Raw genomic sequence first — 26,064 nt, 5'->3', positions numbered from 1 at the left:
ATTTGCCCTCACCCTAACCCTCTCCCACAGGAGAGGGAATTGCTCGGTTTTCTCCCTCTCCTAAGAGGGAGAGGGCCGGGGTGAGGGGTGTTATTACTTCGGCATCGCGTCTTTAGGAATGATCGCGCCGCGATACTGAATCACGGTGCTCGCAGTCAAATGCCCGCGTTTCGCCGCTTCTTCTGCACTGCCGCCCGTCAAACGCACCGCCAGATAACCCGCGCTGAAAGAATCACCCGCCGCAGTGGTATCAATGACTTTTTCTTTCGGTAATTTAACCGCTGGCACTTCTAAGGTTGATTCGCCCTGAATCGCCACCAGGCAAGAATCCGCGCCACGTTTAATAACCACTTCACGCACGCCAGCCGCTTGAGTACGGTGAATGACTTCTTCAACCGGCTTCTCGCCCCACAGCAAATCTTCGTCATCCAGCGTCAGGAAGGCGATGTCGGTGCAGGCCAGCATCTGCTGATAAACCTGTTGCGTCTCTTCACGGCTCGCCCACAGGCGCGGACGGTAGTTGTTATCGAAGATAACTTTGCAGCCATTAGCGCGGCACTGAGTCAGCAGCGCCATCAGTTTTTCACGGCTTGCCGCGTTCAGAATCGCCAGGCTAATGCCGCTCAGATACAAGTAGTCGAACTGCGCCAGTTCGGAACAAATCGCCTGCGCCTGGTCGCTCTCCAGCCAGAAACGGGCTGCGGCTTCGTTGCGCCAGTAATAGAAAGTACGCTCGCCGGTTGAGTCGGTTTCGATGTAATACAGGCCCGGCAGACGGTGCTCCAGGCGCTGTGTCAGTTCGGTGTGAACATTTTCTTGCTGCCACGCGTCGAGCATTTGTTGGCTGAAGTTATCTTCACCCAGAGCCGTAACGTAATGGACTTCAAGATCGTCAGCATTAACCTGACGAGCGATATAAACGGAAGTGTTAAGGGTATCGCCACCAAAGCCGCGGCTAACTTCCGCACCTTTTTGCGACAGTTCAATCATACATTCACCGATGACGGCGATTTTGCGCGTTGGCATAGCAGTAGACCTGAATTAATGAAATTACCGCTAGTTTGATGGGCGGCTAAAAACGAGTCAAACAATTTAAAACGATGTTTCGGAAAACTTTGAGCTAAGGCAGTTTATGAGGGATGTGAAGCAACTCTCCTTCATTGCGGTTGTACTGAAAGCGAACATAAAGTTCTCATGCGCCACGCCGATAACTTGACGATGAGCCATCCGAGTTATCAAGGTAAACAGGACGTACATGATGAAGTTTAAGCAGATCACTCACCGGCTTAATACGCTTGAAGCGAGTGTCGAAAGTTTGCAGGAACGGCGGTTCTGGCTGCAATGCCAGCGGCAGTATACTTTCCAGCCGATCTATAAAATCGACGGTCATTTAATGGCGATAGAGCTGCTGACGGTGGTCACTCACCCGGACGAACCAGAAATTCGTATTCCACCGGATCGCTACTTCACGTCCATATCCAGCCGCTCACGCTTGATGGTTATCGAAGAGCAACTGAATCTGCTGGCCGAATGGGAATCTATTTTCCTCGGTTATGACATTCTGGCCTCGGTCAATGTGGATGGCCCGACGCTGCTGGCGATGAAGCTACATCAGCCCATTCTGGCGCTCATCAATAAAATGCCATGGGTGCGTTTTGAACTGGTTGAACACATCACCCAACCGCAAGCCGTGACGCTCGCCGGAATGCACGAGTTTGGCCCGCTCTGGCTTGATGATTTTGGTACAGGCGTTGCCAACTTCTCGGCACTCAGCGAAATGCGTTATGACTACATCAAAGTTGCCCGTGATTTGTTCATCATGCTGCGCACTAGCGACGAAGGCCGCAATTTATTCACCATGTTGCTGCAACTGATGAACCGCTACTGCAAAGGCGTCATTGTTGAAGGTGTGGAGACGGAGGCGGAATGGCGTGACGTACAAGAATCACCCGCATTTGCCGCGCAAGGCTATTTTCTTTCTCGCCCCATCCCCTTTGAACAGTTGGAAAATGTGCTAACTCGCCTCTCCTGATGCCGTTTTGGCCCCGCTCAACTATCTTTAGTTAAAGCGAGCCACATCAGGAAAGGGTGAAAGGCATGACTAAAACTGGAAAAATTGTTAGCGGTGTCGTCGGGGTTTTATTGTTGTTGGTTGTGGTGGCAATCATTGTGATTGCGACGTTTGACTGGAATCGGCTCAAACCGACCATCAACCAAAAAGTCTCGACAGAACTTAACCGCCCGTTCGCTATTCGTGGCGATTTAGGCGTGGTTTGGGAACGAAACAAAGAAGAAACGGGCTGGCGCAGTTGGGTGCCCTGGCCGCACGTTCATGCCGAAGATATTATTCTCGGCAACCCACCTGAAATCCCTGAAGTAACCATGGTGCATCTGCCGCGCGTTGACGCGACACTGGCCCCGCTCGCGTTACTCACCAAAACCGTCTATATCCCATGGATTAAGCTCGTGCAGCCCGATGCGCGAATTATTCGCCTTTCAGAAAAGAACAATAACTGGACGTTTAATTTAGCCTCAGACGGAAATAAAGATCCCAACCAGCCGCCGTCGGCCTGGTCATTCAAAGTGGACAATATTCTGTTCGATAAAGGCCGCATCGCGGTTAACGACAAAGTCACGAAAGCGGATATTGAAATCCTTGTCGACCCGCTGGGCAAACCCTTGCCGTTTAGCGAAGTCGATGGTAAGAAACCCACGGGCAAAGATGCGGCAAAAGCCGCAGATTATGTCTTTGGCCTGAAAATGAAAGGCCGTTATAACGGCGCGCCGCTCGAAGGCAGCGGCAAAATTGGCGGAATGTTAGCGCTGCGCAGCGAAGGCGAAACCGCCTTCCCGGTGCAGGCAGATGTGCATTCCGGCAATTCCCGTGTGGCGTTCATTGGCACCATAAACGATCCGATGAAAATGGGCGGCGTCGATTTACAGCTTAAATTTTCCGGCGATTCACTGGGCAATCTTTATGATTTAACCGGCGTGCTGTTGCCGGACACGCCGCCGTTTGAAACGGATGGACACCTGCTGGCAAAAATCGACACCGAAAAAGGCTCGGTATTCCGCTACCAGAACTTTAACGGGCGCATTGGCGACAGCGACATTCACGGCTCGCTCACCTATTCGCAAGGCAAACCGCGCCCGAAACTGGAAGGCGATCTCGAGTCTAAACAGCTTCGTCTGGCGGATTTAGGCCCGCTAATTGGCGTGGACTCGGGCAAAGGCGCGCAACAGAGCAAACAGTCTGAGCAGGCTAAGGGCGAGAAAACGAATCAGCCCGCCGACAAAGTTTTGCCGTATGACCGCTTTGAAACCGATAAATGGGACGTGATGGATGCCGACGTGCGCTTTAAAGGCGGACGTATCGAACACAGTGGCACGCTGCCACTGAGTAATTTATCCACACATGTGATTTTGAAAAATGCTGACCTGCGGCTCCAGCCGCTGAAATTCGGTATGGCGAACGGCACCATCAGCGCCAATATCCATCTCGAAGGTGACAAAAAGCCGATGCAGGGGCGAGCGGATATTCAGGCGCGGCGTTTGCAGCTCAAGCAACTGATGCCAAAAGTGGAGTCGATGCAGAAAACGCTCGGTGAGCTAAACGGCGATACGGAGTTGCGCGGGCGCGGAAACTCCATTGCCGAACTTTTGGGCAGCAGCGATGGCAACCTGAAACTGCTGATGAACGACGGGCTAATCAGCCGCAACCTGATGGAAATCGTCGGTTTAAACGTCGGGAATTACATCGTCGGGCAAATCTTTGGTGATGACGAAGTGCGGATTAACTGTGCGGCGGCAAACCTTGATTTACGTAATGGCGTGGCGACTCCGCGTATCTTTGCCTTTGATACTGAAAATTCGCTGATTAACGTTACCGGGACGACGAACTTTAAAAGTGAGCGGCTCGATTTAACCATCGATCCAGAGAGCAAGGGGATTCGTATCATTACGCTGCGATCGCCGCTGTATGTGCGCGGTACGTTCAAGAACCCGGATGCCGGTGTGAAAGCCGGGCCGTTGATTGCGCGCGGTGCGGTTGCGGCAGCTCTGGCGACGCTTGTCACGCCAGCCGCCGCACTGTTGGCGCTAATCTCACCTTCCGAGGGCAGCGACAATCAGTGCAGCCGTATTTTGGGGCAGATGAAGAAGTAACACCCTCACCCTAACCCTCTCCCCTCAGGAGAGGGGGATCGTTCGGTTTTCTCCCTCTCCTGAGGGAGAGGGCCGGGGTGAGGGGAAATAAACTACAGCGACAAATGACGCGTCTCTTTCGACACTAACAGCGCAACCAGCGTAATCGCTGACATCGCCGCCAGATACAAACCGACATAGAACAAACCGTAATTCGCCTGCAACCAGGTGGCGATATACGGTGCCACAGACGCGCCCAGAATCGAGGCCACGTTATAGGAGAACGACGCCCCGGTATAACGCACTTCGGTTGGGAACAGCTCTGGCAGCAATGCCCCCATCGGGCCGAACGTTAAGCCCATCAGGCTCAGACCAATCAGCAGGAATGCCATCACCAGAGTTGGATTACCAGAGCCTAACAGCGGCTGGAACACGGCCAGAGCAAAGACAATCATCAGGCTGGTGATCACAATCATGCATTTACGGCGGCCAAACTTATCCGCCAGATAACCGGCAATAGGCACCATCACACCAAACCCGATCACCGCCATCATCAGCATCCACAGCACATCGTTGCGCGAGAAACCGAGGCCAACTGGTACAGCGGCGGTGCTGAACGTCATGGAGTAAACGGTCATGATGTAGAACAGCGTGTATGTCGCCAGCATGATAAATGTGCCGATAATCGTCGCTTTCAGGTGTTTAGTCAGCAGCGTACCCATCGGCACTTTCACCTGTTTACCGGCTTTGGCAATTTTGGCGAAAACCGGGGTTTCATGCAGCGAAACACGCACATACAGGCCGATAATCACCAGCACTGCCGAGAGAATAAACGGTACGCGCCAGCCCCAACTCATGAACTGTTCGTCGGTCAGCAACCAGGAAAGCAGCAGGAAGGTACCGTTGGCAAAGAAGAAACCGATGGGTGCGCCCAACTGTGGGAACGAACCATACAGCGCACGTTTGCGCGGTGGTGCGTTCTCGGTTGCCAGCAATGCCGCGCCACCCCATTCACCGCCCAGACCCAAACCTTGTCCGAAGCGAGCTAATGCGAGCAGCATGGGAGCCAGAACGCCAATACTTTCGTAGCTCGGCAGCAGGCCGATAACGACGGTGGAAACACCCATCGTCAGAAGTGATGCCACCAGTGTCACTTTGCGGCCTACGCGGTCGCCAAAGTGGCCAAATAACGCGGAGCCAATCGGGCGAGCCACAAAGGCAATGGCGAAGGTAGCCAGCGACTGTAGCGTGGCTGCTGTCGGGTCGCCCTGCGGGAAGAAGATATGCGGGAAAACGATAACCGCTGCAGTGGCATAAATATAGAAATCGAAGAATTCGATAGCGGTGCCGACGAGCGAGGCTACGACGACTTTTCCGCGTGAGTTGACAGGCGTTGCGTCTGTTTCGGTATTGATTGAATTTGCGATGGTGGCTTGCATAGATTTTTCTTATTTATAGCGAACGAAGGGCCATATTACGCACAGCAAATAGGGCATTTCAACGCACGCTTGTTCATCGCGCTGTGCGATTAACGAGCAATAAGAGGATAATTTCTAGTCCAGAAGAGAAGTGTCTACGTCGTGCTTCTCATATTTAAAAATTCAGTGAATAAAACTGCTTTTAGGTTAAATAAAAGTTACAGGCTGGATTTATGTGCTGGGCCGTTGCTTTCTCCTTCTCCTGGGGGAGAAGGTTGGGATGAGGGCGAGCCATTGAAACATACCATCCTCACCCCAGCCCTCTCCCTGAGGGAGAGGGGGATCAACTATGTGTTTTACCCGGCATTCTCGGGTCATCTTTGTATTGTGCGGTGGCTATCCACGCGGCACAAAACAGCGTCAGACGGGCGAAGAAGTAGAAGAACGCCATCAAACCTAAAACGGAACCAAATGCAGCACCAGACGGTGAACTGACCAGTTTTGGCAGGCTGTAAGTCATGATGATTTTGATAACCTCAAAACCAATTGCCGCAATCAATGTGCCACGAATCAGTGCTTTCTTGCGTGGGCGGTGGCGCGGAAGACGCCAGAAAATCCAGAAGAACAGCAGGTAGTTAGCAACAATGGAGATTGCTAACCCGACTAAATGCCAAACCGGTTTTAACCATTCGATACCGTCCAGATGCAAAAGAGTGATCAGGAATGCCTGGGCTGAACCGGCAACTGACGTGATAGAAAGCGTCACAATCAGCGCGACCAATAAACCTATTAGCGACACTAAATCACGCAGATACTTTACCCAAAATTTCTCCTGATCTTGTGGATTCCTTTCCCACTTATCCCGCGACTGAGCACGCACAGCTTCACGCAAATTGCCCATCCAATTAATACCGGAATAGAGCGCAATCAGCAGGCCGACCAGGCCAACGGTTGTACGCTGTTGCACCGCAGTATTGATGGTGTTCTTCAGCGTGGCGGCAAGTGTTGGCTCGCTAACGTTGGTGAGGATTTTTTCGAAAATCTCTTCGAGCAGTGTGGGGTGTGAGGCGAGGATATAACCGGCGGCGGCGAACGCTACCATCAAAATCGGAATCAGAGACAGGAATGAAAAATAGGTGATGGCTGCGCCAAACTGATTGCCCATGCGGTCATTAAACCGCTCGGTGGCACGTAAAAGATGTGCGACCATCGGGCGTTTCGCGGCTTTATTGACACCGGCAATCGTATGATTAACCGTCTCATTTTTTGTCTTGATATTGACCAACGGCTCCGATTCATCGGGGTTCTCAGGCGCGGCAGGTTCGGATTTAGGTTGCGTCTGAAATTTGGCGACAGGCTCATAATCGAGCGATTCAGTTGGGCGTTTCTCGCTATTATCCGATGTAGTCATCAGGTTATTTTTTCCTTTAGATAAAACAAGCTCTTCACGAAATTATAGCCTGGTGCTAATCGACATACCCTTTAACCAATCCCGTCAGCCACTCCATAAACAAATGAACGCGACGCGAAAGGTTACGACGATGCGGATAAAGCAGCGAAACGGGCATCGGTTCGGCGCGATATTGCGGCAGGATCTCCACCAGTTTTTTACTCTTAAGCAGGTCTTTTACACCGATGCGTGGCACCTGAATAATCCCCAGCCCGGCCAGGCACGCAGCCTGATATGTCTCCGTGCTGTTCACCGTTATCACGCCACCCGTTTTTATCCAGCGGGTATTTTTGTCCTGCCATACTTCAAACCCCTGCGGGCGGCTGCCGAGATTGAGCGCGTAATGCACGACGGCGTGCGAGGCTAAATCATCAAGGCTTTCCGGATAACCGAAACGCGCCAGATAATCCGGGCTGGCGCAGTTAATTAAGGTGAGTTTCCCGAGTGGCCGCGCCACCAGGCCTGAGTCTTTGAGCTGCCCGACGCGCACCACGCAGTCGAACCCTTCGCGCACCACATCAACCATGCGATCGCTGCTGCTGAGTTCAAGTTCAATGCCAGGGTATTGCTGCAAAAATGCCGGGAGCCTCGGGATAACGAGGTTTTTAGCCACGCCAACGGGCATATCCACGCGTAATCGGCCGCTGACACTTTTGGGATCCTGCAAAAAAAGCCCGTCCAGCTCGTCGATATTCGCCAGCAAGTCACGACAGCGCTCGTAATACACCATGCCGTCTTGTGTCAGCTGCACTCGTCGCGTCGTTCGATGTAATAACCTTGTTCCTAGAATGCCTTCTAGCGCCTGAATTTGGCGCGATACGCTACCTTTAGGAAGGCCCAGAGTATCGGCGGCGCGGGAGAAACTCTCCAGTTCTGCCACTCTGATGAACAGTTGCATTGCGTGTATTTTATCCACTTTATTTCCACATTGTTGTTGTGAGTGAAACAGTGATGCGCAACCAGCACTCTTTATTGATCTTGTAGCAGCTAATAAGCTTCACCTCAATCACCTGACAGCCATCAAAGGGGCAAATCATGAGTCAAACAATCGCATTAGTGACCGGCGGCAGCCGTGGATTAGGTAAAAACGCAGCATTGAAACTGGCTGCGCGTGGCGTGAACATTATTCTGACTTACAACAGCAAGCAGCAAGAAGCGCGGGATGTGGTTCGTGAAATTGAGCTAATTGGCGTGAAAGCCGTGGCAATTCAATTGAATGTCGCCGATAGCGCGGGTTTTGCTGCGTTTGCTCAGGAAGTGAAGCAACAACTGCACGACGTATGGCAACGCGATTCTTTTGATTATTTATTGAACAACGCAGGAACTGGCCTTGATGCGCTGTTCGAAAAAACAACAGAAGAACAATTTGATGATTTAATGAACATCCATTTGAAGGGGCCATTCTTCCTGACCCAACACCTGTTGCCACTGATTAAAAACGGCGGGCGAATCCTCAACGTTTCTACCGGGCTGACACGTTTTGCGTTGCCGGGCAAAGCGGCTTATGCCGCGATGAAAGGCGCAATGGAAGTGCTGACTAAATACCAGGCCAAAGAGCTCGGAGCGCGTGGGATTTCGGTAAACATTATTGCGCCGGGTGCCATCGCGACTGATTTCGGCGGTGGTGTGGTGCGCGACAACGAACAGGTTGCCAATGCTATTGCGGCGCAAACTGCGCTGGGGCGCGTGGGGCAGCCGGATGATATCGGCAATGCCATTGCTGTACTTCTCAGCGATGAGAGCGGCTGGATGAACGCGCAGCGCATTGAAGTTTCTGGTGGCATGTTCTTATAAGGATATCCAGGTTTGATGCCGGATGACGCTGCGCTTATCCGGCCTACAAGACCGTCGTCGTAGGGTGGATAAGCGCCAGCGTCATCCACCGTGTTTTATTTAAATTCTTTGCGCAGCAAACCGAAAATCCAGTCGTCTTGCCAGGCATCGCCCAGAAAATAGTTTTCTCTTAGAATGCCTTCCTGTTTAAAGCCCACCTTTTCCAACGTCTTTTTAGAACCGATATTCCCGACGGTAACTGTCGCGGTCAGCCTGCGCATCCGGCACTTTTCGAACGCAAATTTGCATACCGCATGAAGCGATTCAAATCCGTAGCCCTGCCCGTGAAACACGGGATCAAGAATAAAACCCACTTCCGCCATCTCGTCATCGCTACGCACAAAACCGGTGAAACCCATCGGCACGCCGCTGTGTTTATCGCGCATAACAAGGCAAAGCCAGTGGCGGCTGTGAATTTCCCAGCGCACCAGGCGAGCATTAAAAATTTGGCGAATCTCAGCTTCCTGTCGATTATCTGAAACATAACGCATGACGTCGGGGTCTTGCTGCAAGCGCAAGAATAATGGCCATTCTTGTTCGGTAATTTGCGTTAAATTGAGTCTGGAAGTCACGAGTGGAAACATGGTTTTTAGTCCACGATAAACAGCGTTGCGCCGATAGCCGTTGATGAACGATGTGGTTCGGCGTTATCCGCCACCTGATAACTCATGCCGGGTTTTAAGGTAAACAAGCGCCCATCTTCCAGCTCAGTCTGTAACTCTCCCGCCAGGCAAAATAAGACATGGCCTTTATGGCACCAGTGATCCGCAAGATATCCGGCGGTGTACTCCACCATGCGCACCCGGATTTCCCCAAACTGTTGTGTGCGCCACAACGCTTTCCCGGTGATGCCCGGATGTTCGGTGGGGGTGAGTGTAGTCCAGTCGGTCGTATTAAAAGGCAGGTCAGTAATGCGCATGGTTTTCCTTATTATTTTTGCAGGTGTCCTCTAATTGATATCAGCAAAAAAATAACGGCGCCATATTTACGCGCCGTTATTGAGAGTTATTTCCAGTGTGATATGTCATCCGTCGTCAGCCCAATATCTTTTAATTGTTCTTTGCTCAGCCCCTTTAAAGTGCGCTCTGTCTGGCGCAGTAACCTTCTTTGGCGGAAATATTGGTAAATCATCACAAAGCCATAAAAAGGCCGGCGTGGTCTGTTTTCTTCAAAGCCCATGGTGTTGCTCCTCATCGTGTCGATGGGAACAATCATGCGCCGCCATACAGATCGTAGGCAGACGCAAATATAACTTTTATTTAACATACAGACGCGCTAAAACAAGATCTGAGTGGGGGATTCTCCGCCATTCTGTACTGGTTTTTCCGTCTGTATGGTGAATTGAGAGGATACAGCATGACGCGCTACCAACATCTTGCCACTTTGCTGGCAGAACGCATCGAACAAGGGTTGTATCGCAGTGGGGAACGCTTGCCATCGGTGCGCAACCTGAGTAGCGAACACGGCGTCAGTATCAGCACTGTACAGCAGGCTTATCATATTCTTGAAGACCGCCAGCTTATTTCTCCGCAACCGCGCTCCGGCTATTTTGTTACGCCGCGCAAATCATTGCCGCCTGTGCCTGCGTTGACTCGTCCTACGCAGCGTCCGGTAGAAATTACTCAGTGGGATGCGGTGCTTGAACAGCTCACCGGCAGGGAAGATGGCGGCAGCATCGCGTTTGGCAGTGGATTCCCGGACGTGACCCATTCAACGATTAAACCGTTGTGGCGTGAAATGGGCCGTATTGTGCAATATCAGGAAGCCGAAGTTTTGGGCTATGACTGTATTAACGGTAAGCGCGTGCTGCGCGAACAAATTGCACGTCTGATGCTCGATAGCGGTTGTGTCGTCACGCCGGATGACATTGTTGTCACCACCGGTTGCCATGAAGCCCTGTCGATTGCGATTCGTGCGGTGTGCGAGGCGGGAGATATTGTGGCAGTTGAGTCGCCTTGTTTCCACGGCACCATGCAAATGCTGCGTGCATTTGGCATTAAAGTGATTGAAATACCAACGGATTCTGAAACGGGGATTAGTGTTGAAGCCCTTGAACTGGCGCTGGAACAGTGGCCAATCAAAGCGGTGATTTTGGTTCCTACGTGCAACAATCCGCTCGGGTTTATCATGCCCGATGCGCGTAAAAAAGCGGTGCTGAACCTGGCGCAACGCTTTGATATCGCCATCATTGAAGATGATGTTTACGGCGAGCTGGCGTATGAATATCCGCGGCCGATGACAATAAAATCGCTCGATGTCGATGGACGCGTGTTGTTGTGCAGTTCATTTTCCAAAACGTTAGCGCCGGGTTTGCGGGTGGGCTGGATTGTGCCGGGGCGCTATTTTGACCGCGCGATGCATATGAAATATATCGTGACCGGCAGCACTACGACCTTTACGCAAATGGCGGTCGCTGAATTTGTGCGTAACGGCCATTACCATCGCCATCTGCGGCGTATGCGCCAACACTATCAACGTAATCTCGACATTTTCACCTGCTGGGTGCGCCACTATTTCCCGTGCGGTATTTGTGTTTCTCGTCCGCAAGGCGGTTTCCTGATGTGGATAGAGCTACCGGAACACATTGATATCGTGCCGATTATTGAAACACTGCGTGAGCACAATATTCGGATTGCGGTGGGGTCACTGCTTTCCGCTTCCGGGAAATATCGCAACTGTATGCGCCTGAACTACGCGCTGCCATTCAATGATGCGACCGAAACCGCGCTGCGAAAATTGGGCGAGGTGATCAGCGATATTTTTGAAAATGGTTAATTTCCCTGGTCTTTTATCGCCATTGCTTCCACTCCGGCTACGCTAACATTCTGTGCAATGGCGTCGTGACTCGCGCCTTATTCAAAAAGGAAAATCATGACCAGCGCTGCACAGTTGCTGATGCGGGAAAAGTTCGAGACTTGCCTGAGTGTGATTCGCCAGGCGTCATTGCAAATCCTGCCACTTCTTACAATCAAAGCCGCCGAAGGGAAAGATCCCCAATGGTTTTTTCAACAGCTCGAACAAGCCAGACAGGTGCTTGGAAGCTGGATGGCGGTGGCAAAACGCTTAAATCTTAATGACGCCGAAATCTCGCATTTCACGCTGTTGCTGCGCCATTTGCAGCAACTGGTGCCGGAGTATGAAAGCGGCCAGGAAGTCAGTCACAATCAGCTCATCGCGGCGTTACGTTTTGTCAGTTATCTCGAGCATGTACGGGCAAAGCAGCCGCTGCTCGGGTATTTGAGTGAAATTGAAAGTAACGACGACGCCCGGCAGCAGAAAGCGGCACGCCAGATGTGCGCGCTGGAGTTGATGCTCAAAGGCCTGGTCAATCAAAGCTATCCGAGCCAGGCGAATCTGGTGCATAAACTCAAATCGCAATTTGGCGCAGATTGCGTGCGCCGTTGGCTGAAGAATGGCGATCGGGGCGATATTCTCAGCGGAATGCGTTTTAGTGAGTTGGCATTAATGGTGGTTGATAAAAAAGAGTACGCCAACCATTACGCCGGATTGTTTCAGGACTCCGCACACCTGAGTTTGCTCATTGAACCACGCAAAACGCTGCAAACTTTTCTCGATGATGTACGCGAAATTCGCAACGATCTGGTGGCGCAAAAGACATTAACCTCGGTACAGCTCGCTTTGCTTGAGAGTTATCACCAGGAAAGCACGGCGGCTATTCAGCGGGCGTTTGATGAAGGGCGAGCGAAAGTGAACCCGGCGGCGTTGCTGGCGGTAGAGGATGCCGCATTGCAGGATTATCTCGCCCAGGCGCGCAAAAAATATCAGGCCATGGGCCGCGATAGCGAAGAAGTGCGTGATGCCATCGAACGCCCCGACTCACACAAAGCCAAAAGCAAACAGGACACTGGCGAAACCTTGCGCATGGTTCTGTGGTGCGTGGCCGGTGTTACGGCCCTTAGCGCGGCTATTTTCGGTATGTATTATCTGAGCGATGTCACCAATAAGCCTGCCGAGGCGAAAAGCACTCCGGCGAAAATCACAGCACTTGATTCGCTTCCGGAAACGGAAAGCGCGCGTGAGAAGCTGGCGAATATTGGCATCACTTGGGAAGAGGGGAATTTGCGCTCGGCCATTGAGCGCGGAGATGCCACCGTGGTGCGCCTGTTTATGTTAGGTGGCATGAACTGGAAAGTGTATTTCACCGAATCTGCGCTGGCGGGAGATTACCGCGACGCGCTTAATACTTTGCTGCAATACCGCTCGCAGATGGACGAGGAACGCCCGTGTCGGCGCATGGTGAGAACCCTTAGCCAGGCGATGAACGACGGGCAAAATCTGACTTCACTGCGCAAACAATTCCTGCAAACTTTTTGTACTTCACCTGGAACCGTCAAGCGGCAGAAAGAGGATTTGGACAGAGCGAAACTGCGACTGAATGCGCAACAACAGCGTAAAGACGAGCAGGGCATTGCCGAGGAAAAACGTGCAGTTGATATTCAGCAGGCCATTTATAATGCGATGCGGTGAGTGAAAATGGCGGATGGCGCTAACGCTTATCCGCCCTACAACGACTTACAAAGCCCTTATCCTGATTACCACCAGGCTTCCCACATCGCGCCGACGTTGAACGAATCAAGCTGGGTATTTGGCTCGCCCGCGATACGCGTGGTGTGGTTGTTATCGACCTGACCGCCAGTGACATAGAAACGCAGCATTGGTCGGAACTCTGGTCCCATCGCGATGGAAATGTTCTGTGAGAGGGTCAGTTTCCAGCCTTTGTTATCACCGTCGTTTTCGTAATCTACGCGCTGATAACCCGCTTCAAGCCAGGTGGAATGTATGTCGTTCCAGAAATACATCGGACGAACAATAGCGCCATAGTTGCGGCGGTTATCCTGGGTCAGATCATCATTGTCGTAATCGTGGAAGGCGAGCAGATATTCAATCTGCGCTTGTTGAGTGAACTTATAGTTCCCCTCGAAGCTGGCATAAACGGTGTGCAGGCCATTGGTTTTGTTATAAACGCTGTTGTCTGAATGGTCAGAATAACGGGTGATAATTTTGTTCACCCCATTGTCGCCGGTGTGGCTTAACACCACGGCGGCCTGCCAGGCTTTGGAGCGTTCGTCGCTGTCGATGGCTTTGGAATCAAAACCATAGTTGGCGTACAGCTCGAAATCAATTGGGCCAAATTTGATGCCGTGCAGTTTTGATGTCGCCGCGTAGTTGCCTTTATCACCGGTGCCGGAGCCGCCAGTACACGAGATGCGCGACGGGTTATCACCGTCTTCAATCATTTCAGGGTCACACTGATCGACGGCGGCAACCGCCGCGATATCCAGTTGTGCAAAGCCGAGATCGAGGCTTTTCACGCCTGCACCTTGACCATCGTGGTTCATCCAGAAGTAGTCGTTGATGCCTTGTTGTGGGCGCTGATGGAAGTCACGACCCGCCCAGAAATAGGCATTTGGCTGTGCTTCAAAAAGATTAGTGACACCCGCATAGGCTTTTTTCAGGTTAACTTCATCGCCCCAGTGGTCAATCATCACGCCAATATCCCAGATGGCCCCGTTATCGGCTTTAATGATTTTGGTGAGCTGAAATTCGCCGCCGTTGCCTTCGTTACCTAAACGACCAATTGCGGAGGAGCCGTTGTAGGAACCATCAACGCCAATGTATTTTTGATCTCCCGCCTGGAAATGCGCCCCGTAGCGGGCATAACCGGTGAATTTAAGCCCCAACGGAACAGACATATCTGGCGTGGTGGGAACCTGAGGCGTAACCAGGGTATCGGTTCTATTAAGTCGTGCGGCTTCTATTTTCGCATCGCGGTCGGCCAGGGCTTTATCCACCGCTTTCGCCACGATTTGATCAATTTGTTCTTGAGTCATTGGTTCTTGTGCGAGTACAGAAATTGGGCAAAGCGCGGCGATAACCGCCATTGTTAATGGAAGCTGTTTAATTAATTTCATTATAATCTCAATTTAGTAATTTATTTTTTCAGACAATAAATATCCTGTTCAGGGTTAATAGAGAAAACTCTATTAACCAAACATATTTATCTTTATTTATACTTTCATCGGATTGGACTTAATTAAAATTATTTACGTAATGATCTCTCCCTGCCAGAGGTAATATTATTGTTTTTTACGTAATACTTAGCGCTGATATAAATGAATGATTTCGTTTGAAAGCTCGCGCGCTAACATTGATGTCATCAGGTGATCCTGAGCATGCACCATAATTAGCGTCATAGGCTGTTTGGCTTCGCCTGCATCTTGCTCAATCAATTTGGTTTGCATTTTATGAGCTTCGCGCGCGTAACCATCGGCTTCCAGTAATAACAGTTTGGCTTCTTCGATATTTCCTTGTCGTGCAGAATGCAGCGCTTCAAAACACAAACTGCGCGACTGCCCGGCATTCATAATTATTTCCATTACGGCTTCTTCTAATTCAATCATCATTAATTCCAGAGTGTTTAGACGGCGGTTATTAATTGCTGATAGCCGTTTCTGTCAGAGGTGAACGTGCTTCATTTTCTGCTGCAGTTTTCTGCAATGAACGCTCGTAAGCGCGCAGGAATGGCAGATAAATTATGGTAGAAACGACCATGCAAATCACACACATCACGACCGGACTAAAGGCCCAGTTTGTCGCCCACGATGCGCCAATCGGTGCCGGAGTTGTCCATGGAGTCAGGGAGACGACTTGTGCCAGCCAGCCCAGTTTAGTTGCGGTGTAAGCCAACACGGCGTTGACCATTGGGACGCAAATAAACGGAATAAACAGCAATGGGTTCATGATAATTGGCGCACCGAAAAGAATCGGTTCGTTGATATTAAAGAAGCTTGGAACGATGCCCATTTTCCCGATGGTACGCAGGTGCGTCACTTTGCTGCGCAGCAATAAGAAGGCGAGTGGCAATGTGGAACCGACGCCGCCAATGAGCAGATAGTGATCCCAGAAACCTTGCAGATAAATATGTGGCAATGCGGTTCCCGCAGCCAGCGCTGCCTGGTTTGCTGCCAGGTTTGTCATCCAGAACGGGTTCATGATGCCGGTGACAATCAGCGAGCCGTGGATACCAGAGAACCAAAAAATCTGGCACAGCAACACGGACAATAAAATGGCGGGTAAGGAATCGGATGCGGAAACCAGCGGTGCCAGCAGGTGCATAATCGCTTGCGGCATAATCATGCCGGTTTGCGCTTCGATGAATAAGTTCAGCGGATGCAGCGTGCCGATAATGACGACCACCGGAATCAAAATTTCAAACGAACGTGCAACGCCAGTTGGCACTTCTTTTGGCAGGCGAATGGTGATTTTGTTTTCTTTAAGCCAGGCATAAATACGCGTGGAGTAAATCGACGTAATCAGCGCGGTGAAAATGCCCTGGCCTGAAAGATATTGAGTCGAAATTTTGCCGTCGGCATACGGTGCTGCAACCAGCAAAAATGCCATAAAGGCCAGCAGGCCGGACATCACCGGGTCGAGATTAAACTGTCGCCCGAGACTTGCGCCAATGCCTACTGAGATGAAAAACGTCATCACGCCCATGCTCAGGTTAAACGGCAGCATCAGCTGTTCACGGTAAGTCTGAGAGAAATCCAGCCATGCACGAGCAAAACCGATAGTGGTATCAGCGGAGAACGGCGGGAATATAAACACCAGCATAAAAGAGCCAATAATCATGAACGGCAGGGCTGCGGTGAACCCATCACGAATCGCGATCACGTACTTTTGTTGCCCCAGACGACCCGCCAACGGAGTGATGGATTGCTCAATCACCGTCACCATGGATTGATATAGCGAACTCATATGAATAACCCTTTTAGTGAGCCGCTTCGATAAGCGACAGAGCATAATCCAGCACTTTATCGCCACGCTGCATGCCGTAATCCATCATGTCGATGGCCTGAACCGGAATACCGTGAGAGGCGGTTTTTTCTGAAAGCGTACTTAACATATATTTTACCTGTGGCCCGAGCAGCACCACTTGATAACGCGGGAACTGCACATCAAACTCAGCCACGCCGTAAGCCTCTATTTCTACAGGCATTCCTCGTTCTTCAGCCACTGTCAGCATCTTTTTAACCAGCAGGCTGGTGGACATTCCGGCGGAACAACACAACATAATCTTGACCATTAACACTCATCCTCAAAATGTAAATAAAGTATTGCGGAAATGATTTGATACTTTATGGAAACCGTTTTCCATCCATAGCAAACAGATCTGTGACACCCATCAAGATCCCGTCTTTATCGGCATTACTTATTGGATCGTCATCACAAAATTGTTTGGTGAATGTATCGTTTGGACATCATGTGGAAAATCGGTTTCCATCAAAAATGGAAACGACTATACTGAAATTGGCTACCATCTGAGCCGAAGTTGTATTCAGGACAAACAGGCATGAACCACAGCCTGATAAAGGAAAATGATGTCTACAATCAATGATGTATCGCGTTTAGCTGGGGTTTCTAAAGCCACAGTATCACGGGTGTTGAGTGGATCTCGCGGAGTGAAGGAAGCAAGTCGCCTGGCCGTGCTGAAAGCGGCGGAGGAGCTGCGTTACCGTCCAAATATGATTGCGCAATCACTACTCAGCCAGTCTACCGGCTGCATTGGCGTGATTTGCGCGCAGGAAAATATCAACCAGACCACGGGTTATCTTTACGCGCTGGAGAAACATCTTAGCCAACATCAAAAACACCTGCTGCTGCGTTTTGCGAATAGTAAAGCGGAGGTCATACATGCTCTTGATGAGCTGACCTGTGGGCTGTGTGATGACGTGCTGATTATCGGCGCACGTTTCCCGCTCAATATCGACCAGGAGAATGTCATTCTTGTCGATTGCGTGGATGTTGATTCCAGTAACAGCATTAATTTTGATCACGCTTTTGCTGCTGAAACGGCCTGTAATTATTTGATTAAGCAGGGAAGAAGGCAGATTGCGGTCATCAACCCTGATTCCTGCGGGTCGGTTGATCAAATTCTGTTGGGTTATAAGCGCGCGCTGGAAAACAATTTCCTGCCCTTTAACCGCAACCTGATATTTATGGATTCAACGTCTTCATCTGTCGCGCTCCAGGTGCTGCTCAATAACAGCACAACATTGAATTTCAACGCGTTATTAGTTGCTGATGAGCAGGAAGCACAGCACATCATTCCGCAATTGCAGGCGTTTAATAAATCTGTTCCGAAAGACATTATGGTGTTTAGCCTGGCGGGTTCACTGCATCTGCCGGGGATTCCAACCATTCCCGCCATTGAATATTCAATGGATGCGATGGCGGCAAGAATCGTGACATGGTTGACCGAGAAAACCCAAAGTGCTTTGGGTTCGAACGTACTGCGTGGTGATTTGATTATTCCTGACATGGCGAGCCGGAAATAAAAAAAGCCATACCCGGCAAGGGTATGGCTTAGTTATTAGTATTTAATATCTCGGGCTTCTTCACGGCCATTTTGCTTGCTTTGGCGCTTATCCTGGCGGCAATCACTGTTGCTTTTGCTATCGTTGACCACGCATTCACGCTTGTCATGACGCGAGTCCTGACGGGTATCCTGGCGAACATCCCTTGCCTGGCGGCGTTGCTGGCCTTGTTCTGTGGCGTAAGCATTGTTGATGGAAAGCGTGGAGAACATAAAAATGCCCGCCATAACACCCATGATTATCGACGATTTACTTTTCATATGAGGCACTCTGCAAATATAAAATTTCAAATGAATACAATCTGAAGAGTATAGATGTGGCAGTTGCATCTGAATGTAACCAAATCAGTTAAAATATAATTAAAGTTTCATCTGGAAAGTTTTTATAGCGCAGGTGTATGAAAATTAATGAGTTAGTGTTTTTGATTATTCGAGCTTTATTAAAATGTCCGAAATAAATAAAAAGGCTGCGAAATCTAAATTTCGCAGCCTTTTTTAATTCACTTTTAATTCATTACCTCATGGTAAGGCTTGCACGGGGGGATGGTTTTCCAGAGTTTTGCATTCGACAATTTACTCTTCTTCTTGTTAGTAAGCTCGAATCAACAAGCGCCGCAATTCAAGGCTGTCATCATGTCTTTGCACGCAGCGCATCACTGCCAGGCCACTCCAGGCTGATAAATCTCTGCCGTTGGAGAACTGTGTAAGATCAATTTCCCTGATAAAAACAACGGCAATAAGCGGGCCGGCTTCAGAAATGCGAAGCTGAAAAGGTTTCCATTCATATTCATGTAATTTTATTCCCGGAATAATGCAGTCAGTAAAAGTATGGCGCTGGTTACTTGAGGAGGGTATCCATCACATCACTTCCTGGTGACGTTTAAATAATGATAGCTAACCTAACCTACTATTTTTCACAATAAAGCAACACATATTTATCATTAGTAAACAAGTGATTTTTACTCGTTATGGAAAAGAGATTTAAGTGAACGCTGATATTTTTTGTCAATAGATTTGGCAAGATCAGCCCCTTTAGCATAGATATGTCAGCCGTATTACCAGGCAACTCAGTAACTGAAAAGGCGGTGAGGTATATATCGTCACTATCCTGCTTGACATAAAAAGAACTGGCCCGATGAACAAAATAGCTGATGCCCGCACGATCTATCAGCTTACCCTCCACTAAAGCCTGACCAATGTTGTTCGAAAAATTTAACATCAACCGCGCGTTTAGCGTGTAGTTGCTATTACTTACTGACACGTCGCCGTGACAGTTGAAATGTTTCTTTTGGTAATGTTGTTGATAGACGTAAGTATTTATGAGAACTAAAAGTACCAGGGTAATCGCCATTGCAGTAAACCAATAGGATTTTTTCATACCTTCACCCATTCAATAAAAATTATATGCCAGGCACTTTGGGGAACTCGAATCATCCAGCGCTCGAGTGCATAACAACATGGATTGATGCTCACTGTATTGAAAGCCGGTTATATAGAGGTAGGCCTTTTTACTACAGTCGATCCGATTGTTATTAATGAGTATGCTGGCGTTGTTCATCTCAGTATCAGGGCTATTCGTGTATATCTGACACTCAGCAATCTCACCTCTTTTGCTATATTGAGAAAGATCAAGTTCAGGGGAGGATAAATCCCATTGTGTAAGTTGGTAGGCAAGTAAACCAGAAAGAGCAAAAATACCCGCAGGAAGTAAAAAGTGGTGAAACCGCCTCCTTACAATCGTTTCTTTCTCTACTGCAACAGGTGGTAAAGAAGAAAGCCTCTCATTAAATAGGCCTCCCTGAGTCACTAAGGATTGATCTGTTGTTTGGACAGTGATCGATTCGGTTATCTCCTGGCCCCCCACTAATTCTTGTACCGTCACATTGGGGTGCAGCGAAAATCCCTGCTTTGGCACCGTGTTGATAATCTGGCTACCTTCTTCGTGAAAAGTTTTCAGAGCCTTACGCAGCAAAGCAATGTTTTGATAAAGCGTACTTACAGGCACTTGTTTACCTTCACTTCCCCAAACATAAGGGTAAAAATCCTTTTGGGGTACCATCTCGTAACGCCGTTCAACCAGTAATTCAAGGCAACGGCTGACTGGAGCATGGAGTTTCACTGTCAGACTCTTGTTTTCGCATGCGGATAATTGGCATTTCTCCGGATAAAACTCAATACAGGCATTTAAAACATAGCGTTTTGACATGATTAATCCTCACGGCACAGACGTTATATCCTCATTTTTTTCAATGAGTTAAAAATCTAAAATAGATCTTCTTAGTAAGAATAGAGGACACTTCTATGAGAAATTTATCAAAGACAGAGTCCTTCCAGTGCGTGCTCTATACACAAAAAAATATAAATAATCAGTTGTAAAATAACAATTTTAATCTAAATCAGGTTAACTACAGAAACCCGGATGGGGCCAACTCCCTTCATTATCCCGCCTCTGATTCGCTTACCATTGGATTTAGCACCTAAATACAACTATTTAGATTCACTGATGAATCTATTCGCATTAATCTTTGCCTCATCAGCCTGGTACGTAACCTAAACAATAGGCAATACATACGAGACTGGGGATAGGATGTATCACAATATCATGACATACATAAGCAACCCTGCTTATCAGAGGGACATGCTGACAAGTGCATGCAATACCCATGAAAATGTTGAGTGTTTTTTTATAGCTACTTTAGTCAATTTGTTGGTTTTTTTGTTCGTAAGTTGAATAAAAAAACCAATAAATTGTTACATGCCAGCAAAAAAAACTACTTTAAGAAACAAATCGACACATCATGTTGATGAAATGCGATTTCTCTGACTGATTTGCCAATTTTTCTAAGGCACGTAAGAATAGTCGTCATCAGTGAAGAGTAAATATGCACCTTGTTTTAGCCTATAAGCATGATGATGAAAGAGACTAAAAATGCAAAAAACGATTTTTGGCTACTACATCGGATCTGATGTTCACTTTGATGTGACCAACAAAACATTGATCAACGTGAGTGCTGTTCCGCGGATAAGCCAGAGGAAAATGGTCTCTCTTAGAGACACCATGTTTCGTCTATTTATTTTTTTGTTGGAAAATGCCAACGGAACCATTATTTATAATTCAGATATCCTGTTTAACGTATGGGATAGGCATGGCTTAAGCTCATCAAATCAGCGCTTATGGCAAGTCATGCAAGCATTAAAAACAAAATTAAGTTATGTAGGTATTCCGGATGATTTTATCCTGCGAGTTGAATCTAAAGGTTATTACGTCAGAGAGAACATGATCACTGTGTTATACAGTGAAAAGAAGATGCCACCTAAAATAGAACATCAGCACAATATTTTTCATCACTAAAGATGATTTTTTTACGAATATTATGGCAATACTGACTATGCAACATTCATGCTAATCATATCAGTACCAATGAGTTTAACATATTATATGATAATGACATTATCCTGCTACGCATCCAGAGCAGAACAAAAAATTTGTAATTAACTCGTCCAAAAAAGAACAGGTAAGTAAGTGATATTTTTTAATTGATATCACGCTAAAACATGAAAACAATAGTTATGGATCTTTTTGCACAGCAAAAGGATGTATACCTTATTGCCAGACGGTTAAATTCGTCTGAAAAGACTGCGGGTGCTTATAAGATTAACGTCTTAAAAAACTGGGATAACATCATCTCAACGCACGTTCGGTTTTACGTTATAACGCATTATTCAGAAACAGAATATGAAGACTCTATTTTTGAAATAACTGCACCACCCCATTCAATAATGGCGAACGGATCGCCTTACTGAATAATATGTAATTTATCATTAAACGAAAGGATTATTTCCATGAAAAAATTAGTTATCGCTGCGTCTATCATTGCTTCTCTGTCTTCCGCTGCATTTGCTGCTGACGGTCAAGTCAACTTTATTGGTGCCATCACTGATGACGCATGTACTGTAGTCAACAACATAACTAACCCGCTGACAGTGACTATGGGCACCGTGTCCAGCAAGGCATTCACCGCAGCAGGCTCTACTGCAGCACCAACTAAGTTCACCATCGCACTGAAAGACTGCCCGGCTGTTATGACTTCCGCAAAAGTGAAGTTTGACGGTCTTGCAGACAGCAATGTTAACAGCATTCTTGCCCTGTCTCAGATCCCTGGTGTGGCAACTAACGTAGGCATTCAGTTGACGGATAACAAAAACGTTGTCGTGCCATTGCACACAGCTTCTTCAGCTTATCCGTTGAGCGTTGGTGACAATAACCTCGACTTCGTAGCTCGTTACTATGCAACAGCTGCAACAGTGACTGCAGGCCCGGCTAACGCTGTCAGCAACTTCACTATCGTTTACAACTAATCAGGACTGCCTTCTCACCCTTATCCCGTGTTGGGAAGGCATTTCTACGGGTCGACTTTAGTTGGCCCGCCTTCTTTGGAGTATTGCATTGTTATGAATACCTGGTTTAAAGCCCTCTGCCTTCCTTTATTACTGAGCGGTACGCTGGCGCAGGCGGCTGATGTTGGCGGCGTAACCGTCGGCGGCACCCGTTTGATTTACAACGGCGAAAAGAAGGAGGCTTCACTGAACGTCACTAACTCTGACACCAATCCTTATCTCATCCAGTCATGGACGGAGACACAAAATGGTGGCGCTGAGAAAGCCCCCTTTATTGTGACCCCGCCATTGTTCCGTCTGGAAGGGAATCAGCAAAACCTGTTACGTATTGTTCGTACCGGCGGTAGTTTGCCAGAAGATCGCGAGTCTCTTTACTGGTTAAACATCAAATCCATCCCGGCGGGTAGTAAAAAGGAAGGTACTAACACCCTACAGATTGCGGTCAAAACCCGTATCAAGCTGCTTTATCGTCCGAAAGGATTGAAAGACACACCAGAAAGCGTGACCAACAAACTGACCTGGTCACAGAGTGGTACTCGCCTTACCGTTAACAACCCAACCCCATTCGTGATGAATTTCCAGCAGGTCAAAGTGGGAGGACGTGAAATCAAAGACATTACTTACGTACTGCCCATGAGCCAAGCCACCTTTAATGCACCCGCTAACGTGAGTGGACCTGTGAGTTGGAAGCTTATCAGTGACTACGGCGGTACCGGTGCTGAGCATACAACAGGGCATTAGCAGCATATTCATGATGAGCATGAATATTAAGGATACAGATAAATCAAAGCCTTACGTGGAAAATGGAGTGCTTAAGGATGAACAATAATAAAACTCGCGTATGGCCGCGGTTAAGCCGTGTTGCCTGTTTTGTGGCGGCTCAGGTGGCGCTGCTTACCGGGACAATGATGACTGCGCAGGCGCGAGATTACTTTGACCCCGCTCTGTTGGAGCTGGGTGCGCCAGGGCAGAAGACTGTTGACCTGTCTTCCTTTGAGAACAAGGGGGGCCAGATGCCGGGCACCTATCGTGTTGATGTGTTCCTCAACAACGAGAAGGTTGAAACGCGTGACGTTGAATTTCGTATGACTAAGAACGCCCAGGGCAGCGATGTACTGCAACCCTGCATCCCGGTCGATGATTTAGCGAATTGGGGGGTGTTAGTTAATAAATACCCGGAGCTTGGTGCGCCAGGTAGTGCTTGCGCGAATTTGGCAGCGATCGCCTAGGCGAATAGTGATTTTCGTTTTGAACGCCAGCAACTGTTGCTGAGCTTGCCACAAACGGCTGTCAGCAACTCGGCACGTGGGTGGGTTGACCCGAAGTTCTGGGATCAGGGTATCCCGGCAGCATTGCTGAATTACAGCATGACCGGTGCTAACAACTACGCCAAGGGTGGCCAGGGCGACGATAGCAACAGCCAATACGTTAACCTGCGCCCCGGTATCAATATCGGCCCGTGGCGTCTGCGTAACTACACCACCTGGAGCCGGTCTGACAACGGCGGCGTCAATGGCAAAACCGAAGATCATTGGGATACGGTCTATACCTACGCTCAGCGCGATATTATCGCACTGAAAAGCCAGCTAACTGCCGGTGATAGTTCTACTCCGGCTGATGTATTTGACAGCATTCCGTTCCGTGGTGCTCAACTGGCCTCTGACGACGATATGCTGCCTGAGAGTCTGCGCGGCTATGCGCCAGTGGTGCGCGGCATTGCCCGTACCAATGCGCAGGTTACCATTCGCCAGAACGGCTATGTGATTTACCAGAGTTATGTTTCACCGGGCAGTTTTGAAATTACCGATATGTACCCCACCGGCGGTGCGGGCGATCTGTACGTGACGATCAAAGAATCTGACGGCAGCGAGCAGCAACTGGTGATCCCTTACGCTTCCCTGCCAGTCTTGCAGCGTGAAGGGCGCTTGAAGTATGCCGTCACCACCGGCTTATACCGCTCCTATGACAATAGCGTGGACAAAACGCCGCTGAGCGAAGGTACCGTGATTTACGGTTTACCAGCAGGCTTCACCACTTACGGCGGAGGCCAGTTCAGTAGCAAGTATCAATCGTTGGCGCTGGGTATCGGCAAGAACTTGGGGGATTTCGGTGCCCTGTCCACCGATGTTACCCAGGCCTGGTCTAAGCAGAAAGACCGGCAGAAAGAGAGCGGCCAGTCCTGGCGAGTGCGTTACAGCAAAAACTTCGTGCAGACCGGCACCAACTTTGCCGTTGCGGGTTACCGTTATGCGACCGACGGTTACTGGGGCATGCAGGAAGTGCTGGACACCTATACCGATGGTAACAGTTATACGTTACAGGAACGTCGGCGTAACCGCGCTGAACTCACCCTGTCACAGAACTTGTGGGAAGGCGGCGGTAACCTTGGCCTGACGGCTGCACGCGAAGACTACTGGAACACCGACCGGCGTATGGAGTCCTATGGCGCCAGTTACAACAACTCATGGAACGGCATCAGTTACGGGCTGAGTTACACCTATAACATCAACTCCACGGTGAACTACGGGAGCAGTTCCAGTGGCAACGGGCGTATCTATGACAAGGACCAGCTGTTTGCCCTCAATCTGACTGTGCCGCTGAGCAAACTGTTTGGGGATAAACACCCGACCTATGCCAACTATATGGCTAATACCAGCAAGAATGGCAATACCACCAACAGCGTCAGCGTTGGCGGGACCACCCTGGAGGAAAACAACCTGAGCTGGAGCGTACAGCAGGGCTACGGCTCACAGGGCCAGGGCAACAGCGGCAGTGCCAATGCTGACTGGCGTGCTACTTACGGTGAAGTCAACGGCGGTTACTCCTACGACAACAACAGTCAGCGCCTGAACTATGGCCTGCAGGGCGGGATTGTTGCCCATGAGAACGGTGTGACTCTCGGCCAACCGTTAGGTGAAACCGTGGTGCTGGTTGCCGCTCCGGGGGCAAAAGACATCAGTGTGCAGGGCCAGACAGGCGTGAAGACCGATTTCCGCGGTTATGCGGTGGTGCCTTACACCAGCCCGTACCGTAAAAATGATGTCACACTCAATACCCAAACTTTTGGTGACGATACGGAAGTGGCCATCACCACCCAGACCGTTGTTCCAACCCGTGGGGCGGTAGTGAGAGCCACTTACCAGACCAGCGTGGGCCATAGAGTCTTGATGACATTGCTGCGTGCGGGTGGTCAGCCGGTGCCGTTTGGTGCCACCGTGACGGTCGCGGATAATAAAGAATCTCAAGGATTTATTGTGGGTGATGGTGGCCAAGTATATTTAACTGGGCTGAGTGATAGCGGAGTTCTCCAGGTAAAATGGGGAAATTCGCTGGATGAGCAGTGCCGAGTGGATTACAGCATACCTAATAAAACGAATGGTATTGTTAATGTTCGTGGATTGTGCCGATAAAGCTGAGTTTTAACT

23 protein-coding genes and 1 pseudogene are annotated in these 26,064 nt (G+C 49.3%); 10 read left to right on the top strand and 14 right to left on the bottom strand.

Going from position 1 to position 26,064, the window contains the following annotated elements; all coding sequences use genetic code 11:
- Positions 1-93: 93 nt before the first annotated feature.
- Positions 94-1,026, bottom strand: a complete 933-nt coding sequence (gene kdgK, locus AC0IWZ_RS20715; protein WP_471678565.1) for a 2-dehydro-3-deoxygluconokinase — start codon at positions 1,024-1,026, stop codon at positions 94-96.
- A 232-nt stretch (positions 1,027-1,258) separates the two neighbouring features.
- Here kdgK and pdeH point away from each other — a divergent pair, with 232 nt between their 5' ends.
- Both pdeH and AC0IWZ_RS20705 read left to right on the top strand, forming a co-directional pair.
- Positions 1,259-2,032, top strand: coding sequence for a cyclic-guanylate-specific phosphodiesterase (pdeH, locus tag AC0IWZ_RS20710; RefSeq protein ID WP_034499611.1), 774 nt, complete (start codon positions 1,259-1,261; stop codon positions 2,030-2,032).
- 65 nt (positions 2,033-2,097) lie between these two features.
- Entirely contained in the window at positions 2,098-4,164 is a 2,067-nt protein-coding gene (locus AC0IWZ_RS20705) for an AsmA family protein (protein WP_471678566.1), read from the top strand.
- Positions 4,165-4,256: 92 nt separating this feature from the next.
- Here the strand turns inward: AC0IWZ_RS20705 and AC0IWZ_RS20700 are convergent, their stop codons facing one another.
- The 3 genes from AC0IWZ_RS20700 to AC0IWZ_RS20690 form a co-directional block, all read right to left on the bottom strand.
- Positions 4,257-5,582 carry an MFS transporter gene (locus AC0IWZ_RS20700; protein WP_034499607.1) on the bottom strand — a complete coding sequence of 442 codons (1,326 nt, stop codon included), beginning with the start codon at positions 5,580-5,582 and terminating at the stop codon, positions 4,257-4,259.
- 322 nt (positions 5,583-5,904) lie between these two features.
- Complete coding sequence (gene yhjD / locus AC0IWZ_RS20695) at positions 5,905-6,972, bottom strand: inner membrane protein YhjD (RefSeq protein ID WP_471678567.1); 1,068 nt, start codon at positions 6,970-6,972, stop codon at positions 5,905-5,907.
- Positions 6,973-7,027: 55 nt separating this feature from the next.
- Positions 7,028-7,927: a LysR family transcriptional regulator gene (locus tag AC0IWZ_RS20690; protein WP_471678568.1), complete on the bottom strand. Its 900-nt coding sequence runs from the start codon at positions 7,925-7,927 to the stop codon at positions 7,028-7,030.
- A gap of 119 nt (positions 7,928-8,046) precedes the next feature.
- On the opposite strand from AC0IWZ_RS20690, the gene AC0IWZ_RS20685 reads away from it, so the two are divergent.
- The gene (locus AC0IWZ_RS20685) at positions 8,047-8,805 is read left to right on the top strand and encodes an SDR family NAD(P)-dependent oxidoreductase (protein WP_471678569.1); all 759 of its coding nucleotides are present in this window, start codon (positions 8,047-8,049) and stop codon (positions 8,803-8,805) included.
- A 95-nt stretch (positions 8,806-8,900) separates the two neighbouring features.
- Here the strand turns inward: AC0IWZ_RS20685 and AC0IWZ_RS20680 are convergent, their stop codons facing one another.
- The 3 genes from AC0IWZ_RS20680 to AC0IWZ_RS20670 form a co-directional block, all read right to left on the bottom strand.
- Positions 8,901-9,428, bottom strand: coding sequence for a GNAT family N-acetyltransferase (locus AC0IWZ_RS20680; protein ID WP_471678570.1), 528 nt, complete (start codon positions 9,426-9,428; stop codon positions 8,901-8,903).
- Positions 9,429-9,433: 5 nt separating this feature from the next.
- Positions 9,434-9,763 carry a DHCW motif cupin fold protein gene (locus AC0IWZ_RS20675; RefSeq protein ID WP_410373202.1) on the bottom strand — a complete coding sequence of 110 codons (330 nt, stop codon included), beginning with the start codon at positions 9,761-9,763 and terminating at the stop codon, positions 9,434-9,436.
- An 86-nt stretch (positions 9,764-9,849) separates the two neighbouring features.
- The gene (locus AC0IWZ_RS20670; RefSeq protein WP_172892890.1) at positions 9,850-10,023 is read right to left on the bottom strand and encodes a DUF1127 domain-containing protein; all 174 of its coding nucleotides are present in this window, start codon (positions 10,021-10,023) and stop codon (positions 9,850-9,852) included.
- 177 nt (positions 10,024-10,200) lie between these two features.
- Between AC0IWZ_RS20670 and AC0IWZ_RS20665 the strand changes: the two genes are divergently transcribed.
- Together AC0IWZ_RS20665 and AC0IWZ_RS20660 are read left to right on the top strand one after the other, a co-directional pair.
- On the top strand, positions 10,201-11,619 hold the full coding sequence (locus AC0IWZ_RS20665) for an aminotransferase-like domain-containing protein (protein WP_410373203.1): 1,419 nt from the start codon (positions 10,201-10,203) through the stop codon (positions 11,617-11,619).
- 96 nt (positions 11,620-11,715) lie between these two features.
- Positions 11,716-13,332: an STY4199 family HEPN domain-containing protein gene (locus AC0IWZ_RS20660; RefSeq protein WP_471678571.1), complete on the top strand. Its 1,617-nt coding sequence runs from the start codon at positions 11,716-11,718 to the stop codon at positions 13,330-13,332.
- A 65-nt stretch (positions 13,333-13,397) separates the two neighbouring features.
- Here AC0IWZ_RS20660 and AC0IWZ_RS20655 read toward each other — a convergent pair whose 3' ends face one another.
- The 4 genes from AC0IWZ_RS20655 to AC0IWZ_RS20640 form a co-directional block, all read right to left on the bottom strand.
- Entirely contained in the window at positions 13,398-14,777 is a 1,380-nt protein-coding gene (locus AC0IWZ_RS20655; protein ID WP_034499592.1) for a carbohydrate porin, read from the bottom strand.
- Between the two features lie 186 nt (positions 14,778-14,963).
- Entirely contained in the window at positions 14,964-15,266 is a 303-nt protein-coding gene (locus AC0IWZ_RS20650) for a PTS lactose/cellobiose transporter subunit IIA (protein WP_147295614.1), read from the bottom strand.
- 31 nt (positions 15,267-15,297) lie between these two features.
- Positions 15,298-16,623 (bottom strand): PTS sugar transporter subunit IIC, encoded by a 1,326-nt coding sequence (locus tag AC0IWZ_RS20645; protein ID WP_034499588.1) that lies wholly within the window; start codon positions 16,621-16,623, stop codon positions 15,298-15,300.
- 13 nt (positions 16,624-16,636) lie between these two features.
- The gene (locus AC0IWZ_RS20640; RefSeq protein WP_034499586.1) at positions 16,637-16,951 is read right to left on the bottom strand and encodes a PTS sugar transporter subunit IIB; all 315 of its coding nucleotides are present in this window, start codon (positions 16,949-16,951) and stop codon (positions 16,637-16,639) included.
- 295 nt (positions 16,952-17,246) lie between these two features.
- On the opposite strand from AC0IWZ_RS20640, the gene AC0IWZ_RS20635 reads away from it, so the two are divergent.
- A complete protein-coding gene (locus AC0IWZ_RS20635; RefSeq protein WP_471678572.1) occupies positions 17,247-18,203 on the top strand; it encodes a LacI family DNA-binding transcriptional regulator in 957 nt (318 codons plus the stop codon).
- Between the two features lie 35 nt (positions 18,204-18,238).
- Here the strand turns inward: AC0IWZ_RS20635 and AC0IWZ_RS20630 are convergent, their stop codons facing one another.
- The 3 genes from AC0IWZ_RS20630 to AC0IWZ_RS20620 form a co-directional block, all read right to left on the bottom strand.
- Complete coding sequence (locus AC0IWZ_RS20630; protein ID WP_167333350.1) at positions 18,239-18,502, bottom strand: hypothetical protein; 264 nt, start codon at positions 18,500-18,502, stop codon at positions 18,239-18,241.
- A gap of 646 nt (positions 18,503-19,148) precedes the next feature.
- Entirely contained in the window at positions 19,149-19,619 is a 471-nt protein-coding gene (locus AC0IWZ_RS20625; RefSeq protein WP_471678574.1) for a hypothetical protein, read from the bottom strand.
- A gap of 12 nt (positions 19,620-19,631) precedes the next feature.
- Positions 19,632-20,447 (bottom strand): winged helix-turn-helix domain-containing protein, encoded by an 816-nt coding sequence (locus tag AC0IWZ_RS20620; protein ID WP_471678575.1) that lies wholly within the window; start codon positions 20,445-20,447, stop codon positions 19,632-19,634.
- Positions 20,448-21,170: 723 nt separating this feature from the next.
- On the opposite strand from AC0IWZ_RS20620, the gene AC0IWZ_RS20615 reads away from it, so the two are divergent.
- From AC0IWZ_RS20615 to AC0IWZ_RS20600, 4 genes and pseudogenes are all read left to right on the top strand, one after another.
- A complete protein-coding gene (locus AC0IWZ_RS20615) occupies positions 21,171-21,593 on the top strand; it encodes a winged helix-turn-helix domain-containing protein (RefSeq protein ID WP_471678576.1) in 423 nt (140 codons plus the stop codon).
- Positions 21,594-22,084: 491 nt separating this feature from the next.
- Positions 22,085-22,600 carry a fimbrial protein gene (locus tag AC0IWZ_RS20610; protein ID WP_261281984.1) on the top strand — a complete coding sequence of 172 codons (516 nt, stop codon included), beginning with the start codon at positions 22,085-22,087 and terminating at the stop codon, positions 22,598-22,600.
- Between the two features lie 93 nt (positions 22,601-22,693).
- Complete coding sequence (locus tag AC0IWZ_RS20605; RefSeq protein WP_471678577.1) at positions 22,694-23,380, top strand: fimbrial biogenesis chaperone; 687 nt, start codon at positions 22,694-22,696, stop codon at positions 23,378-23,380.
- Positions 23,381-23,457: 77 nt separating this feature from the next.
- Positions 23,458-26,049 (top strand): annotated as a pseudogene (locus tag AC0IWZ_RS20600) (fimbria/pilus outer membrane usher protein).
- The last annotated feature ends 15 nt before the right edge of the window (positions 26,050-26,064 follow it).

It is taken from the genome of Buttiauxella sp. AC142 (genome assembly GCF_979253435.1).
The sequence above is the reverse complement of the archived record's forward strand: the minus strand, read 5'-3'. Positions and strand labels throughout refer to the sequence as shown.

What these genes read in the sequence shown, in the direction of transcription:
- kdgK (WP_471678565.1), bottom strand. Translation starts at nt 1,026, where the DNA reads ATGCCAACGCGCAAAATCGCCGTCATCGGTGAATGTATGATTGAACTG.
- pdeH (WP_034499611.1), top strand. Translation starts at nt 1,259, where the DNA reads ATGAAGTTTAAGCAGATCACTCACCGGCTTAATACGCTTGAAGCGAGT.
- AC0IWZ_RS20705 (WP_471678566.1), top strand. Translation starts at nt 2,098, where the DNA reads ATGACTAAAACTGGAAAAATTGTTAGCGGTGTCGTCGGGGTTTTATTG.
- AC0IWZ_RS20700 (WP_034499607.1), bottom strand. Translation starts at nt 5,582, where the DNA reads ATGCAAGCCACCATCGCAAATTCAATCAATACCGAAACAGACGCAACG.
- yhjD (WP_471678567.1), bottom strand. Translation starts at nt 6,972, where the DNA reads ATGACTACATCGGATAATAGCGAGAAACGCCCAACTGAATCGCTCGAT.
- AC0IWZ_RS20685 (WP_471678569.1), top strand. Translation starts at nt 8,047, where the DNA reads ATGAGTCAAACAATCGCATTAGTGACCGGCGGCAGCCGTGGATTAGGT.
- AC0IWZ_RS20680 (WP_471678570.1), bottom strand. Translation starts at nt 9,428, where the DNA reads ATGTTTCCACTCGTGACTTCCAGACTCAATTTAACGCAAATTACCGAA.
- AC0IWZ_RS20675 (WP_410373202.1), bottom strand. Translation starts at nt 9,763, where the DNA reads ATGCGCATTACTGACCTGCCTTTTAATACGACCGACTGGACTACACTC.
- AC0IWZ_RS20670 (WP_172892890.1), bottom strand. Translation starts at nt 10,023, where the DNA reads ATGGGCTTTGAAGAAAACAGACCACGCCGGCCTTTTTATGGCTTTGTG.
- AC0IWZ_RS20665 (WP_410373203.1), top strand. Translation starts at nt 10,201, where the DNA reads ATGACGCGCTACCAACATCTTGCCACTTTGCTGGCAGAACGCATCGAA.
- AC0IWZ_RS20660 (WP_471678571.1), top strand. Translation starts at nt 11,716, where the DNA reads ATGACCAGCGCTGCACAGTTGCTGATGCGGGAAAAGTTCGAGACTTGC.
- AC0IWZ_RS20655 (WP_034499592.1), bottom strand. Translation starts at nt 14,777, where the DNA reads ATGAAATTAATTAAACAGCTTCCATTAACAATGGCGGTTATCGCCGCG.
- AC0IWZ_RS20650 (WP_147295614.1), bottom strand. Translation starts at nt 15,266, where the DNA reads ATGATTGAATTAGAAGAAGCCGTAATGGAAATAATTATGAATGCCGGG.
- AC0IWZ_RS20645 (WP_034499588.1), bottom strand. Translation starts at nt 16,623, where the DNA reads ATGAGTTCGCTATATCAATCCATGGTGACGGTGATTGAGCAATCCATC.
- AC0IWZ_RS20640 (WP_034499586.1), bottom strand. Translation starts at nt 16,951, where the DNA reads ATGGTCAAGATTATGTTGTGTTGTTCCGCCGGAATGTCCACCAGCCTG.
- AC0IWZ_RS20635 (WP_471678572.1), top strand. Translation starts at nt 17,247, where the DNA reads ATGTCTACAATCAATGATGTATCGCGTTTAGCTGGGGTTTCTAAAGCC.
- AC0IWZ_RS20630 (WP_167333350.1), bottom strand. Translation starts at nt 18,502, where the DNA reads ATGAAAAGTAAATCGTCGATAATCATGGGTGTTATGGCGGGCATTTTT.
- AC0IWZ_RS20625 (WP_471678574.1), bottom strand. Translation starts at nt 19,619, where the DNA reads ATGAAAAAATCCTATTGGTTTACTGCAATGGCGATTACCCTGGTACTT.
- AC0IWZ_RS20620 (WP_471678575.1), bottom strand. Translation starts at nt 20,447, where the DNA reads ATGTCAAAACGCTATGTTTTAAATGCCTGTATTGAGTTTTATCCGGAG.
- AC0IWZ_RS20615 (WP_471678576.1), top strand. Translation starts at nt 21,171, where the DNA reads ATGCAAAAAACGATTTTTGGCTACTACATCGGATCTGATGTTCACTTT.
- AC0IWZ_RS20610 (WP_261281984.1), top strand. Translation starts at nt 22,085, where the DNA reads ATGAAAAAATTAGTTATCGCTGCGTCTATCATTGCTTCTCTGTCTTCC.
- AC0IWZ_RS20605 (WP_471678577.1), top strand. Translation starts at nt 22,694, where the DNA reads ATGAATACCTGGTTTAAAGCCCTCTGCCTTCCTTTATTACTGAGCGGT.